11 protein-coding genes are annotated in these 15,176 nt (G+C 48.4%); 3 read left to right on the plus strand and 8 right to left on the minus strand.

Features of this window, described 5'->3' with window-relative positions; all coding sequences use genetic code 11:
* Positions 1-67 precede the first annotated feature (67 nt).
* From helD to EKM94_RS02940, 3 genes are all read right to left on the minus strand, one after another.
* A complete protein-coding gene (helD, locus tag EKM94_RS02930; protein ID WP_125597218.1) occupies positions 68-2,350 on the minus strand; it encodes an RNA polymerase recycling motor HelD in 2,283 nt (760 codons plus the stop codon).
* Between the two features lie 255 nt (positions 2,351-2,605).
* A complete protein-coding gene (locus EKM94_RS02935; RefSeq protein WP_125597220.1) occupies positions 2,606-2,857 on the minus strand; it encodes a hypothetical protein in 252 nt (83 codons plus the stop codon).
* Between the two features lie 553 nt (positions 2,858-3,410).
* Positions 3,411-4,208, minus strand: a complete 798-nt coding sequence (locus EKM94_RS02940) for an AraC family transcriptional regulator (RefSeq protein WP_125597223.1) — start codon at positions 4,206-4,208, stop codon at positions 3,411-3,413.
* A gap of 199 nt (positions 4,209-4,407) precedes the next feature.
* Between EKM94_RS02940 and EKM94_RS02945 the strand changes: the two genes are divergently transcribed.
* The gene (locus EKM94_RS02945) at positions 4,408-6,435 is read left to right on the plus strand and encodes a beta-galactosidase (protein ID WP_125597226.1); all 2,028 of its coding nucleotides are present in this window, start codon (positions 4,408-4,410) and stop codon (positions 6,433-6,435) included.
* Between the two features lie 438 nt (positions 6,436-6,873).
* Here EKM94_RS02945 and EKM94_RS02950 read toward each other — a convergent pair whose 3' ends face one another.
* Together EKM94_RS02950 and EKM94_RS02955 are read right to left on the minus strand one after the other, a co-directional pair.
* On the minus strand, positions 6,874-7,689 hold the full coding sequence (locus tag EKM94_RS02950) for a DUF368 domain-containing protein (RefSeq protein WP_125597229.1): 816 nt from the start codon (positions 7,687-7,689) through the stop codon (positions 6,874-6,876).
* Positions 7,690-7,918: 229 nt separating this feature from the next.
* Positions 7,919-8,458, minus strand: coding sequence for a cysteine hydrolase family protein (locus tag EKM94_RS02955; protein WP_125597233.1), 540 nt, complete (start codon positions 8,456-8,458; stop codon positions 7,919-7,921).
* A gap of 164 nt (positions 8,459-8,622) precedes the next feature.
* Here EKM94_RS02955 and EKM94_RS02960 point away from each other — a divergent pair, with 164 nt between their 5' ends.
* Complete coding sequence (locus EKM94_RS02960) at positions 8,623-9,252, plus strand: HAD family hydrolase (protein WP_164511079.1); 630 nt, start codon at positions 8,623-8,625, stop codon at positions 9,250-9,252.
* 131 nt (positions 9,253-9,383) lie between these two features.
* Complete coding sequence (locus EKM94_RS02965; protein WP_125597239.1) at positions 9,384-10,406, plus strand: aldose epimerase family protein; 1,023 nt, start codon at positions 9,384-9,386, stop codon at positions 10,404-10,406.
* Positions 10,407-10,485: 79 nt separating this feature from the next.
* Here the strand turns inward: EKM94_RS02965 and xylB are convergent, their stop codons facing one another.
* The 3 genes from xylB to EKM94_RS02980 form a co-directional block, all read right to left on the minus strand.
* Positions 10,486-11,988, minus strand: coding sequence for a xylulokinase (gene xylB, locus EKM94_RS02970; RefSeq protein WP_191987492.1), 1,503 nt, complete (start codon positions 11,986-11,988; stop codon positions 10,486-10,488).
* Positions 11,989-12,149: 161 nt separating this feature from the next.
* The gene (xylA, locus tag EKM94_RS02975; protein ID WP_125597245.1) at positions 12,150-13,490 is read right to left on the minus strand and encodes a xylose isomerase; all 1,341 of its coding nucleotides are present in this window, start codon (positions 13,488-13,490) and stop codon (positions 12,150-12,152) included.
* 140 nt (positions 13,491-13,630) lie between these two features.
* Positions 13,631-14,785 carry an ROK family protein gene (locus EKM94_RS02980; protein ID WP_125597248.1) on the minus strand — a complete coding sequence of 385 codons (1,155 nt, stop codon included), beginning with the start codon at positions 14,783-14,785 and terminating at the stop codon, positions 13,631-13,633.
* Positions 14,786-15,176 lie beyond the last annotated feature (391 nt).

A 15,176-nucleotide genomic window follows, 5' to 3' on the forward strand; every position in this document is an offset into this window, starting at 1 on the left:
CAATCCTTGACCAGCGCAGGAGCTGACACAACTTACCACCCGTTCATCAGGCGGTCTGGTCGGCATTTCAAGCATTGGTCCGTTCATAAAGGTCCGGGGCCAGTTGGGTAATCAACGGCGTCGGCGCCCCCAAGGAGATCAGCCAAAGCTCATGCATCGCCCGCGAAGCAATCGTGTACAAGATATAAGCGTCGTTGGCTGCGTTGAACAAGTCCGCGGAGACGTTATAGCCAATAACCGCGTCAAACTCCAATCCCTTGGCTAAATAGATCGGCATGATCATGACCCCGGTTTGTAAATGATGGGTCTGTTCAGTCATCAACGTCACCGGCGCGTCCACCTGCAAGGTCGCGTAAATCTGTTCAGCCTCTTGCTGGGTCTTAGTCAACACCGCCACCATCGTTTCCCGGGTCAATAAGTCGCGACAGGCCCGGCTAACTTGCTGATTCAATTCAAGCAACCGCTGGCAGACCAGCAGTTTCGGGCGCGGTCCCGGACGATTGAACGCGAGAATCTGGGGCGCGTCTGGCAACAAAGCACTGGCAAAGTGGGTGATCTGTTGGGTCGAGCGATAACTATTATTCAAGGAGTAAACCTTGATTTTCTGATGCGGAAACAGTTGTTTTAGCGCCGGTAAAAGCTCACCGCGGAGAGTCTCATGGGCAAATAGATCCTGGGCGCCATCTCCCAATAACGTCAATTTCGCCACGGGAAAAGCGTGATGAATATAAAACAATTGCGCCGGCGAATAGTCTTGCATTTCGTCAATAAACAAATATTGAATCTGATGGTTTTGTCCCCCACCGGTGATTAGATCTCGCAAATACAGCAGCGGCGCCGTATCACTTAGCGCCACGTGATGACGTTCAAAGTTGCTGGCCACAGTCTCCGTACGCGCTTGCCAACTGACCGGGCTGACTCCGGCGGGGCACTCCTGCCGCAAGCAAACTAAATATTGTTGCTCCAGGTCCAAAAAGAAATCATTATAAATCGCATCATAAATCGGCGCGAAATGTTGTTGCGCGAGTTTCTTTCCCAGGGTGTAGCGTTCCTCGGCATCACTGGTAAACGTTGCGCCAGCGCTTAATGATAAATAATCAAGCTCACTCAAACTCTCCAACTGTTCCTGAAGCCAATCCGTCCCAATCGCTTGGCGGACGCGACGCTGGAGCAAACGAATCAGCTTGTTTTTCGTCTGCTGATACTTATCCGCCACTGTCAAAGAAGCTGGCAGCTGCTGCCAGAGCGCCTGCATCTGCTCTTGCGTCAAGATCGGCTCTCCAGCCAGCAGTAAGTCGGTAAAGCGCGGGCAGAAATTGGGTTGCTGGACCACCGCGCGCAACCGCGTCATCATTGTCGTGCTCTCTAAATATTGCCGCAACTTACGCGTCGCCGCTGGTAACGAACGCTGATCTTTCTCAAAGCGAGTAAATTGATGCTCAACTTGAACTTCCCACAACCGCTTTTCCAAGAACTCATGTAAGGTAACTTGGCGCATATTCTTCTCGCCTAAACTGGGTAAGACTTGCGAAATATAATTGCTAAACAAATGATTCGGCGAAAACATGATGACCTGTTCCGCGGCCAATTGCTTCCGACTATGATAAAGCAAATATGCCAACCGCTGCAAAATTGTCGAAGTTTTCCCGGAGCCCGCGACGCCTTGGACCACCAAAACATCCGCGCTGGTGTTCCGAATAATTTCGTTTTGCTCGCGCTGGATCGTGGCGACAATGTTTTGCATATACAGGCTGGCGGCCGCGCCCAAAACACCTTGTAGTACCTCATCACCAACAGTTTCATCCGTATCAAACATGTTCGTGATCCGATCCGCCTTGATCGTGAACTGCCGCTTGCGTTGCAATTCCACCCGTTGCGGTCCCAGTGGTGTGGGATAGGTCACTGGACCCAAGGTGCCATTGTAATAGACGCCAGCCACCGGCGAGCGCCAATCATAAACCAAGAAATCCTCATCCTGATCATCCATCAAGGTTGCGGTCCCAATATAAAGAGTATCTTGATCGGTGCCTTCCGCAATATCGATCCGCCCAAAATAAGGCGATTGGGCCAAACGTTGCAGGCGTTGCTGCCGTTTAGCTAAAATCGTCTGATTTTCAACCGCTAAGGCCACCAATTGCTTTTGCTGTTGGACGGCCGCGTTGGTTTCCATGCGGTCATCGACTTCTAAGGTGTTGATCTTAGCGGTATCGCCATAATTCAACTCAATTTGATGGGTTTCTTGGGCGGCGTTAGTCAGCTTTTGTTGATTCTGCTCAAGTTCGCGTTGGATCGTAGCCGCTACTTGGCGGACCCGCTGTTCTTCTGCTTGTCGTTCTTTCGATGCGTACACTCGCGACACTCCTATCTGATTTTGATCATTCTGACTGCTGACAACTTTGCTGGAACTGCCTGATGAAAAGTAGCTTGGCCGCGGCTTGCGCTGCGCGTGGCGTTGGTGGATTGCGGATGTGGTGGGGCTCCAGGTCGGGCTGGGGGTGGTGGAACGCTGCGGGCACGACTTGAAGCTTTTCGGAAGTGCACCGAAAATCTTCAAGCTCGGCCTTATTGTAGGCGATAAATCGCCAACAATAATATCGCGGCTGACTCACCCCCAGCCCGACCTTACGCCAAGCAAGCAAACGGACCACCAACACCACGCTCCGCTCCAGCAGCTCAACGTTATAACAGTCGTTTGAGCACTCACGCCATCCGGCAAGCTATCGCCAATTGATGAGGATCCACGCAAATGACGACCGTGGTTAGTGGTCACCAGCTTTAAATTGGTGACACCAGCGAAGTCTGCCTGACAAACAAAGCTAGTTCTCAGCGAACTAACTGAATTGGCCGGTTTCGACATAAGGATTGATTAGGGAACAGGTAAAGATGTCCAAACAAATGCAAACTGTGCCAACCAACAGATCCAAATCCGTGGTGTTGCCGTACCACCTCAAACCTGCAATCTAGCCCAGGTTCAAGAATAGCGTCCATGCCTCTGGAATCAGTTGGCATCGCCGTACCACCTCAAAAAAGGCGATTGTTTTGACCTCTAGCTTGCAAAAGCACTTCGTCAAATCCTTCGCCTTGATTGCAGATAGGCTCAATTCTGCCTAGCAACCGCCTCAGGACGTGTGGCTCAGCGGTGAGATTATTCTTAGCGATTTATCGCTTAGAATAAGGCCTGATTTTGAGACAAGCCGCGGTCTTTGCGGATTGGCTCAAAACAGTGCCCACCGCGTTCCAGCCACGACAAACGTCCTGAGGCGGTTGCGTCACCACCAAACCCACCAAACCTGCAATCAAGTATAAGTTCAAAAATAGAGCCCGTGACTTCAAAACCACGGCATGGCAACCAATCACCAAAGACTTTTAGCGATTTACTATCATACCACATTTACGGTCCCAGCGCAGGATCAATGCAAGCGCCGAAACTGCCGCGGGGTCATTTGTAACTGCTGATGAAACTGGGCAATGAAATAGCTGGCACTGCTAAAGCCGGTCTGAATCGCAATTTGTTCAACGGTCAATTGCGGCTGACTCAACAACAGCGTCTGCGCGTTGCGCAAACGCAAATCGTTGAGATATTGCAGCGGCGTCACATGATACGCCTGTTTGAAAAGGCGATTCAAATGTTGTGAGGAGAAACCTGAGTGTTGCGCCAACTCTTGATTGGTCAGGTTTTGCTGGTAATTCTGGTCTAAATACTGTTTGGTCGCCTGTAAGATAGCGGCATATTGACGTTTAAGCTGTTGGCCACTTTCGCGTGTTTGCTTTAATAAAAGGAGAAACCGATAGATCAGTAGCGAAAGTTCATTGGGGTCTGTGGTCGTCGTCACTTGTGGCCCATAATCGGCGATAAAATGGCGCAAGGCCGGTGCCGTCCGCCGAAAAATCTGGTAATCCACCAAGTTTTGCCCCAAAATCGCGCCGACTGCCGGTCCACCGAATGTTAAATACTGTGTGTCCCACTGATTGGCTTCAGCCGCCCAATAGTCATGGGGAATTGCTGGACCAAGTAAAATCGCATCGCCAGGAGTCAACGTCAACGTCTGACCACCCACATGACAAATTCCCTGACCGCGCGTTGTTTGGAGCCAGTGGTAGTAGCCATAACCATGCGCGCGCATCACCGTTTCCTGATGCCAGTCATAGCCGATGCTTTCTAAATAAAGCGGCAAGTGCGCATTGATCTGCGTGAAAACAACTCGCATAAGGGTCCCTCACTTTTTGCAAAAAATGTTCAAATACCGATAGTTTATCTTCAAATTGTACGACATTTCTGAACGATTGTCAGCTAGAATCTGGGATGAAAGCTGAAATAAGAGTCTAACTAGTCATTGGTTCGCTGATTTCTGTCAATTATCCCCGGACGTAACTAGTTAAGGTTCAAATATTGCTAGGAGGCAAGCCATGAGCGCATCACAGAAATTCGGTCGAATTTTATTCGGCGGTGATTATAATCCCGAACAATGGCCGAAAGAAGTTTGGTATCAGGACATGCAATTGTTGACCAAGGCCGACATCAACGAGGCCACGATCAACGTCTTTTCTTGGGCCCAATTGCAGCCATCAGAAGAACGTTACGATTTCTCAACTTTAGATCAAATTATCGAACTCTTGACCGAGAACCACTTTGAAATTGTTTTGGCGACATCGACCGCGGCTTTACCAGCCTGGATGGCAGAACGCTATCCCGATGTTACGCGGACTGATTTCGAAGGACGTCATCACCGTTTCGGCGGTCGGCATAACGCTTGTCCCAACAGCCCCACTTTCCGCTATTACAGTCAGAAATTGGCCGCGAAATTATCCGAGCGTTACGGTCATTTACGCAATATTGTTTGCTGGCATATTTCGAACGAATATGGCGGTCAATGCTACTGCGACAATTGTGCCGCCGCCTTCCGGGTTTGGCTCAAGCGCCAGTACAAGACTTTAGACGCGGTCAACGCGGCCTGGAACACCCATTTTTGGGGTCACACCTTTTATGACTGGAGTGAAATTTTCCCGCCTAACGACCTTGGTGACGCGATTGGCTACGATAACTCAACCTTGGCCGGACTTTCGATCGATTATCGCCGCTTTATGTCCGACAGCATTCTCCAAAATTACAAAGACGAACGCCAAGCGATTCGTCGCTTTGACCCCGAGACGCCAATCACAACGAACCTGATGGGCACCTTCAAGGATCTAGATTATTTCAAATGGGCTAAGGAAATGGATCTGGTTTCTTGGGATAACTATCCTGCCTACAATACACCCAGCAGTTTCACCGCGATGACACACGACTTGATGCGCGGACTGAAGAACGGCGATCCTTTCATGCTGATGGAACAAACACCCTCACAGCAAAATTGGCAACCCTACAACTCGCTGAAACGCCCGGGCCAAATGCGTGCCATGAGCTACCAGGCGATGGCCCATGGCGCTGACACGATCCAATTTTTCCAATTGCGGCAATCTAAAGGCGCAACCGAGAAATTTCACGGCGCCGTGATTAGCCACGCAGATACTGATCAGACCCGTGTCTTCCATGAAACAGCCGCGCTGGGTCATGAATTGGCTCAATTAGGTGGCGACATTCTTGGCGCGCGCACCCAAGCCAAAGTCGCGCTGATTTTTGATTGGGAGAATTATTGGGCCTTAGAATATGCTAGTGGTCCCAACATTCGTTTGAAATATGTTGACCAAATCCAACAATACTACGCGGCTTTTTATCGCCAAAACATTGCTGTTGATCTGATTCCAACCGATCTCTCCGCCGCGGCGTTGGCCAAATATGATCTCGTGGTGGCGCCAGTCTTATATATGGTCAAGCCTGGCGTGGCCGAGAATCTGACCACCTATGTCAAGAATGGCGGCCACTTCCTGACCACGTTCATGAGTGGGCTGGTTGATCGCAATGATAACGTCTTTATCGGTGGCTACCCTGGCCCATTACGAGAACTATTGGGTGTTTGGGTCGAAGAATTCGATGCTTTACCACCTGAAAAGCACGGGCAAGTCATTTTCACCGACCAAAGCACTTATGAATGCGAATTGATTTGCGACATTATGCATCTAGAAGGCGCGCAAGCCTTGGCCCATTATGGCGCCGGCGAATTCTACGCTGAAACGCCAGTCGTCACCAATCACCAAGTTGGTCAAGGGCGTGCTTACTATGTGGGCACACAACTGGCAGCCGCGGGGATCGACCACCTAGTTGGTCAGCTGATCGATCAATTTGACTGGGAACATTTCACCACGCCAGCCAACGTTGAGATCACTTGCCGCCAACAGGCCGACGCGCGTTACTATTTCGTCATCAACAATGGCCCGGCGCAAGAAACACTAGCTTGGCCCTATCAAGGCACTGATCTGCTGAACCAACAGACCGTCGCGCCCGGCGAGATCACCCTGCCAAGTTACGGCGTCAAACTCGTGAAGGTCGCGAAATAGACCTGGATCTCACCAAAAAGTTCCCCATCAAAGCGTGATCGTAGGCGCGACGAACCCAAATGAACAAATTGCTTCTGAAAGACCGATTCAGTGAATCTTGCCAGGTCTTCCAAAATAGTTCCGCTTATCAGCGTTGCGAACCGATTATTCGCAGCGCTTTTTCTGAACAAAAAAAGATCAGTTATCAGAAACTGATCTCAAGCAATCGTTATTCTCATGATCATTGATCCGCCAAGCCAGACCAATCAGTTCGGGTAATCAGCTAATTTGGTGATTGCACGCGTAACAAAGGCGGCTGACAAGAAAAAGACAGCGACGACAGGAATTAGAAAAAGCAGTAGCTTGCGCATGGGCTCATCTCCCTAAAATGGTTAAAACTTAATTATAATATAGCACCATTACCTTAAAAATCATAGTCATCACTCAGATACCAATCATTTAATCCGCCTGATATTTGTTTTCCAACTGGCTCATCCAATATGCCAGGGCCGTTCCAGCAATAAACATGAGAATTGCGATCAAGATCCCTGAGCCCGTGTATTTCGCGCCAAAAGGAATGATCATGATCGTTGACGCGAAGACGACTCCCAGAATAAAGTGGAATAGCTCCGCATAGGCCTTCTTGAAAATATAGTCGGCAATTTTCGACAGCAGTAACACCGACGCGATGCCGCCAATCGCCAAAGGAACGATGATGCTGAAGTTCAGCTGCTTGATCCCATCCGCCATTGAATCATACATGCCCATATAAAGTAAGAAATTCGACGGACTCAAGCCGGGAATGATCACGCCTAACCCAATCAAGGCGCCGGCCAATACCCAGGTACCAAAGTTCTGCGCCACGCCATCACCGAATAACCCCTTACCAAAGAGGAGGAAAATCAGGAAAACGACAAACGTGATCCCCATGATCCACCAGTGCTTGGCGCCACGTCCTTCGCGCCCAGCCTGTTGCCATAGGGCCGGGATGGTCCCCACGATGGCGCCAACGAAGAACCAGAGAATCAAGTTTTCAAATTTAAAGGCGTAACTAACTAAAAAAGAAAACAGAAAAACACCGGCGATCCCGCCTAACCCAAGGGGAATAAAGAAGAGCACGTTTTTCTTAAAATCACGTGTTAGATGGGCAAGAAAGGAAATAATGCGCTCATAAACACCAAAAACTGCTGCCAAAGCGCCTCCGCTGACCCCGGGTAAAATAAATCCGGAACCAATAAAGATGCCTTTAACAAAGCGTAGTAACCAATCTGTCATTAAGTAACCTCATTTACAATTTTGATTAAATTATATCATTTGCGGCGCTAGAACTGTAGGGTAATTGTTGATTCGCAAACAACCCTTAACCTTTTTTCAAGCATCCGCATGGATTTGATGACGCGCTTCGGCGGGGGCGCGCCATGCAAGTCGCGGACAGCGTGGTTATTTTTACTCAAAACGACCATTGCTGCCAACCCAGTGAGACCGCGCGCCAATTTCGAAGCACTCAAACGATTTTGGCGCCAAGCGTCTTTTGGAAATGACGTAGCGCCCAATCATGACCCACCGGATCGAAACTAGCCACAGCCTGTTGGTGAACAACGATTTGATAGCCTAAATTATAAGCATCCACCGCTGTATGTAACACACAAATATCGGTACAGACCCCGACTAAGTGTAGCTCAGTGATGCGCCGCTCCCGCAGGCGTAAATCCAAATCAGTCCCGCAAAACGCCGAGTAATGCCGTTTATCCAACCAGTAGATCTTATCCCGCTGCTCCCGATACAGCACAGCCAGTTGACCATAGAGCGCTCGTCCTGGTGTGCCGATGACATTGTGTGGTGGAAACAACTTATTCTCAGGATGATACTGATCGGTGGGATCATGGCCGTCAACCGCCATCACCACAAAATCACCGGCGGAAATGAAATCCTGGGTGGTGGCAAGCAGTGCTGGCGCGATCGCTTGTCCCGGCTGGCCGGTGGTCAAGGCGCCATCACTAGCCACAAAATCATTGGTATAATCAATGACTACTAAACCTTTCATGTCTATCTCACTCGCTTTCTTACTTTTCATCTGCTTCAATTAAAGCAAAAAAACAGACGACAAACAACTTTGCGACTCCGCTGTCGCCATTTCGTCTCTACGAGCGCCAGCAAAACATGCTACAATAGCCATAAGGTTTGAATATAAATTTGGAGGTTCTCCCCTTGATTAAAAATGTTGTTTTCGATATTGATGGTACACTGATCGACACGGAACGCGCGTATATGGACGCTTTGTTGGATGTTTTGAACCAGCAGCACGGTTGGGCCTACACCTACGATCAAGTTGTGACGATTTATGGTATTCCTGGTTATGACGGCCTAGTTCAGCTAGGTTTCGCGGAAAAAGATGTACCAGGGTTACTCGATGAGTGGCATCAGACGTTTACCAAATACAAAGAACTGGTGCAAGTTTTCCCAGGTATTATCAATACGCTGAAAACATTACAAGAATACGATGTCGCGATCGGCGTGGTCACCTCGAAGAATCAGTACGATATGAGTGTCGACTTTAAATCCCGGGGACTTAACGACTATTTCACGCAAATTGTGACGGCCGACGATACCGCCAAGCATAAGCCCAATCCTGAACCCATGTTGAAAATGTTGGCCAAAAGTCAGATCCCTGCCCACGAGACTTTGTATATCGGTGACACCGCCTATGATATGCAATGTGCCCATGGCGCCGGCGTGAAATTCGCGCTAGCCAGTTGGGGCGCTCATGATCATGGCCAATTCCAAGAGATGGACTACTTCTTATCCCGACCAGCGGAAATCATTGACCTGGTTCGTTAACGAATTGGTTTATCTCCAGAACTAAGCCGCTTTTCAGTCACGAAAAAAGCAACGATTAATCTTCGCGGAAGCGTTGACATCAAGCCGATCATTGCTTAGACTTAACTGTGAATGAAAGGAGTTACATCTTAATGATCACAAATAAAGAACTATTTGACACCGTTAATGGCCAACCGGTCTACAAATTATCACTGACCAATGCCAACAACATGACGATCTCGTGTCTCTCATATGGCGCCAACTGGTATGAGCTCTTGGTCCCAACGGCGGCTGGTCCGCAAAACCTTATTCTGAATTTCGCCAAGATCGCTGATTACCAAGCGACGAATGAATATTTAAATATGTCCATTGGCCGCGTTGCCGGGCGGATCGGCCAAGGTCAATTCAAGATCGGCGACCATCACTATCAAGTCGCGGCTAACGAGGGACGAAATACCCTCCATGGTGGGCCTCACGGTTTCAACCAAATCAATTGGGACAGTGAAGTCGTTGCCAACCAGATCATCTTCACTCACAAAATCACCAACGCCGTCGATAGTTTCCCTGGCGACTTGGATGTGACCTTAACTTATACATTGACTGATGACAATCAAGTTCTACTGGATTACAATGTGCTCAGCCATGGTGAGACCGTCTTTAATCCAACGAACCACGCCTATTTCAATCTCAACGCTGATGACAAGAACATCAAGAACTTGACGTTGCGCTTAAAGAGCAGTCACCGCCTAGCCCTGGACACTGAAAAAATCCCAACAGGGCAGACACTGGTCAATACCGACACACCTTATGGCTTTGAAACCCAGAAGACACTAGGAGCCGCGATCGATGGCCTGCAGACGATTCCGGAAAAGGGCATCGATGATGTTTACTTGATCGACCGCCACGCTGATAACGACCCCATCGCCGTGCTCAGTCACCCGACGAATCACATCAGCGTTTCGATTTTCTCCCAACGCAACGCAATCGTCCTCTTCACCGCTAACGACTTCGGCCCTGACCAACCTTATTTGACCAAAACCGGCCAGAACTACGTTGGTGTTGCCCTCGAAGCCCAAATCGCGCCGAACGCGATTTTTGACCACGATTATGGCGACTTCAGCCTTCAAGATGGCGAACGGCAACATTATCAAACGAAATACCAAGTCAGATTTTAAGAATAGCCCTAATAAATAAAGAAGCTCGATTCGAATTCGAATCGGGCTTCTTTATTTACCTTCTGCTACCAAAACCGGCTCATTGTTGTTCCTCATAGTCTAGTAGCGCGCCGGTAATGCCTTTCGTTTGGGGGTAGATTTGTTGATAGATTTGGTGAAGTTGCGCGTATTTAGCCACGTGCTCAGCGACGGGATGATAAACTTTCTTGACCGCGATGAAATGATCGGCGCAAGTCGATAAGCTGTCGAACCAACCCAGACCGACGGCGGCTAGCATGGCCGCGCCTAAGCCAGGTCCTTGTTCGCTTTCCAAACGGACAATATCCTTGTTGAAAATGTCGGCCTGGATCTGCAACCATAATGGGCTTTTGGCGCCGCCACCAATGGAAACCAATTGTTTGAAGTTCTTACCATTGGCCGCGTAAATATCTAAAATATCCTTAAAGGAGAAAACGATTCCTTCCAAAACCGCCCGGACGAAATCGGACCGTTCTTGTTTTCCATCGATTCCGATGAAACTCCCACGAATCTTCGCGTCCGCGTATGGGGTTCGCTCGCCAACAATATACGGTGCGAATAACAAACCGTGAGCGCCGATGGTCGAGGTTGCCGCGCTTCCCACGAAATCATTGAACGACGCGTCCGGCGCGAATGTTTGCTTGAACCAACTTAAACTGTACCCCGCCGCCAAGGTGACGCCCATGGAATAGAAACTATTAGGTACCGCGTGATTAAAGAAATGGAGCTGACCATGATAATCAGTGGTTGTATCAGGCTCGTACGTCAAAATAACGCCAGAGGTGCCAATGCTACACATCGCCTGATCAGGATGCAAAATGCCAGCGCCGATCGCGCCGCAAGCATTGTCCGCCCCGCCACCAAAAACAGCGGTCTGACTGCACAAGCCGGATGCTTGGGCAAATTCTGCCGTGATAGTTCCCACATTGGTGGTCGCCTCAACCAACGGCGGGCATAATGAGAGTGGTAGCCCAAAGGCCGCGCAAATCTCACGGCTCCATTCTTTCTTGGCGATATCCAAGAGCACCGTGCCAGCCGCGTCTGATAATTCCATATTCAACTGACCGGTCATCCGATAGCGAACATAATCTTTAGGCAGAACAAAGGTTGCTGCCTGAGCGAAAATCTCCGGCTCATTTTCTTTGACCCACAGAATCTTGGGTAACGTGAAGCCTTCCAAAGGGCGATTACGGGTAATTTCAATGAAACGTGGACCCATTTTCGCCATGATCTCTTCTGACTGTTTCGTCGTCCGCGTGTCATTCCAAAGGATCGCTGGGCGTAAAACCTGGCCCGCCGCATCCAACAGAACTAAACCGTGCATTTGCCCAGAATAACTAAGCCCTTCGATCTCGCTGGCCGTGACGCCACTAGTGGCCAATAAATGCTGGATGGCCGTCAACGTCCCTTGAACCCAGTCATCGGGATTTTGCTCATTATAACCTGGCGCTGGTTGTTGCAACGGATAGGCCTCGCTTGCCTGAGCGGTGACCGTTCCGTTTTGATCGACGAGCAGGACCTTAACAGCGCTAGTGCCTAAGTCGACCCCAATTACATATTTCATGATTCAACCTCTTTTTCTCCACAAAAAAAGTAAGGCAATGATTGACCGATTAACTCAATCTGCTCTTGCCACAGCTTTCGTGCGTCAAAGCAACGTCATTGCCTTACTTTCAGGGTGTTTTCAAACTTTTTTAGGTAAATTTAGGTTGGTGGACACCAAGCTTATTTCAAGGTGTCAATGATATAGTGGTTCAAAGTATCTTTCAGCTCTTCGATACGACCAGACTTCGTTGCGGCCAACAGAACAGACTGTGGCTTGTCGATAGCATAGTCATTGAGCGTCTTGAAGTCAACCTTACCTGCTTCAATATCAGCGCCCAGTCCAGCGTCGTAACTTGAGTAACGGTCAGCGACGAAGTTCTCGAAGACTTTATCTTCCTTCAGGCGCAAAGCAACTAACAAGCCTGCTGAGAAGGTATCCATCCCCACGATATGCGCATAGAACATGTCTTCAGGTGTGAATGATGACCGGCGAGGTTTCGCGTCAAAGTTCAAACCACCCTTGCCTAAGCCGCCGTTTTCAACAACTTCATACATCGCTAAAGTTGCTTCATAAAGATCTGAAGGGAATTCATCCAGATCCCAGCCAATCAACTTGTCGCCTTGGTTAGCGTCCAATGATCCTAATAAGCCAGCTTCACGCGCTGTCCGAATCTCGTGTTGATAGCTATGGCCAGCCAAGTTAGCATGGTTGCCTTCCAAGTTCAACTTATAAGTGCCATCCAAGCCGTAAGTCTTCATAAAGGCAATCGTTGTCGCCGCGTCAAAGTCATATTGATGCATCATTGGTTCCTTAGGCTTTGGTTCCAGCAATAATTGACCTTCATAACCAATCTCTTTGGCATAATCAGCCGCCATATGGAAGAATTTCGCCAAATGTTCTTGCTCGCGCTTCATATCTGTATTCAGCAGTGATTCATAGCCTTCACGGCCACCCCAGAATACATAGTTTGACGAGCCAACCTTCTTAGCAGTATCCAATCCTTCTTTAACTTGCGCAGCCGCGTAAGCGAAAATATCAGCGAATGGTGATGACGCCGCCCCTGAAACGAACCGTGGATTGGTGAACATGTTTGCGGTATTCCAAAGTACCTTCATGCCTGTTTGTTTCTGATACTCAACAAACATGTCAGTGATCTCGTCTAAGTTCTTGTTGGTCTCCCGCAAAGTGTCGCCTTCAGGAGCAACATCACGATCATGGAAACAGAAGAAATCAACGCCCATCTTATCGTAGAACTCGAAGGAAGCTTCGACCCGCGCCTTAGCTAAGTCCATCCCAGTCAAGCCATTCCAAGGACGAATCGCAGTTCCTGCGCCGAAGATGTCATCCAATTGTTGACCGAAAGTATGCCAGTAAGCCACTGAGAAGCGCATCCAGTCGCGCATCTTCTTGCCACCAACGACTTTGTCAGCGTCATAATAATGATAGCCAAAGCCAGACTTCAAGTCACCAGTTCCAACGAATGGAATCTTGTTGACATTAGGGAAATATGTTTTTGTCATTGAAAAGAACCTCCAAATGATGATCATTACTTTTAGTTTGTTTGTATAACTAACTTACCTACAAGGATAGTATAGCGCTTTCCTAAACAAAGCACAACAAAAATAGCCAAATTTCTTTGGCTATTTTTTACTAAATTATTTCAGCGGCGAAACGCTAATTGGCCACTTTGCATTTTCAGCACGTGTTGAATGATCAACGAGCATCCACCCAACAGCGTCGCGTTGCGGACATCATCAACCAAGTAAACTTGCGTCTCATCATTGGTCAAATGGGGGATATTCGCCTTGATTTTACCTAACAACTCCGGAATCAACGCGATCAGATTTGAGTTCAACGCGACTCGACGAGGATCCAGCGTAACAATAGTGTTGTAAATGATGTTGGCGATATAGAAGCAGAAGTCATCTAAAATCTGCGCCACATCAGGATCATGTTGCGCGTATAAGGCCACAATTTCGTTGGTGCCTAAAGTTGGCTGACCTTTAACCTCACGGATCATATCCAAAATCGCGTCTTCCGAACAATAGCTTTCAATTGTGTTCGGAGCGCGGCGGCGGCGAAATTCGTGATCATAAATAATCGTATGCCCGATTTCACCAGCCTCGCCATGTTTACCGGTATAAAGATGGTTATTGATCACGATTCCCGCGCCAATCCCCTTATGGATACTGATACAGATAATATTATCAATATCATCATTGCTTTCGAAATCTCGCTCGTAAATCACAGATAAATTCGCTTCGTTCTCCAACAAAACCGGAACGCCTAACTTATCCGCCATGATCTTAGCCACATCTAAGCCCTTGAAATCAATAAAAGGCGCGTAGAGAATCTGGTTCTTATCAATGATCCCGTGGATCGCGATTGAAACACCGCGCAACGGAATCTGATCATCCAGCAGTTCAGTGTGGATCAAACTGGTCATCAGCTCTAGGCGATCGTCAATCGACATATCCTTGGCGGGATAGCGCTCGAGGCTGATCACCCGACCGTCCATCAGATTGAACATCCGATCGATATAATCATAACCTAGGTCGAAATTGATGACATAACCCAGCTGAGCGTTGAACTCGAGGATCGTCGGTTTACGCCCACCGTTCTCGGTACTATCGCCTTGGCCCAGCTCGAGCAGGTAGCGCCGATCAATCAAGCTGGCAACAATATCCGAGACGGTCACTTTATTCAGCTTAAGATTTTTGGAGATCTGACTACGGGAGATCGGTCCGAAGTTAAAGGCTTGCTGAAGCACACGCTGTTCATTCAGAACGCGCACAAGATTTTTTTTATATTGCATTTCACACGTCCTTTATTAGTGTTCTATTCACTCAACAGCTAATAACATCCGCAAAAATACAAACTGATAGTTAAAGAACCAAACTGAGCTCATTGTCGTGACGACGACCAACGTCTCGCGACCTGATGACCCGCGATGATGTGCCCTCATCATCGCATCCTGGATTTCTAAATTTGTTTCAATTCTATTCGCTTGTACCCTTAACAAAAAGCTAAACCGGTTTATCGGTAATTCTCGTTGTCGCAGACAGTCTTAATGTTGAATAAGTGAATCACAACATTGCCTGAACCCGGTCATCATCAAGATAACTGTCATTCAAAAACATTGTTCGCCCAACCCCCGAGATTTCACCCGGGTTTGTGCAAGAATATCATTCACTCTGAATATTATA

This window comes from Lapidilactobacillus achengensis, assembly GCF_003946655.1.
In the GTDB taxonomy this organism is placed as follows: domain Bacteria; phylum Bacillota; class Bacilli; order Lactobacillales; family Lactobacillaceae; genus Lapidilactobacillus; species Lapidilactobacillus achengensis.

Coding starts and splice junctions, on each gene's coding strand:
- EKM94_RS02935 (WP_125597220.1), bottom strand. CDS start 2,857: ATGTCGAAACCGGCCAATTCAGTTAGTTCGCTGAGAACTAGCTTTGTT.
- EKM94_RS02940 (WP_125597223.1), bottom strand. CDS start 4,208: ATGCGAGTTGTTTTCACGCAGATCAATGCGCACTTGCCGCTTTATTTA.
- EKM94_RS02945 (WP_125597226.1), top strand. CDS start 4,408: ATGAGCGCATCACAGAAATTCGGTCGAATTTTATTCGGCGGTGATTAT.
- EKM94_RS02950 (WP_125597229.1), bottom strand. CDS start 7,689: ATGACAGATTGGTTACTACGCTTTGTTAAAGGCATCTTTATTGGTTCC.
- EKM94_RS02955 (WP_125597233.1), bottom strand. CDS start 8,458: ATGAAAGGTTTAGTAGTCATTGATTATACCAATGATTTTGTGGCTAGT.
- EKM94_RS02965 (WP_125597239.1), top strand. CDS start 9,384: ATGATCACAAATAAAGAACTATTTGACACCGTTAATGGCCAACCGGTC.
- xylB (WP_191987492.1), bottom strand. CDS start 11,988: ATGAAATATGTAATTGGGGTCGACTTAGGCACTAGCGCTGTTAAGGTC.
- xylA (WP_125597245.1), bottom strand. CDS start 13,490: ATGACAAAAACATATTTCCCTAATGTCAACAAGATTCCATTCGTTGGA.
- EKM94_RS02980 (WP_125597248.1), bottom strand. CDS start 14,785: ATGCAATATAAAAAAAATCTTGTGCGCGTTCTGAATGAACAGCGTGTG.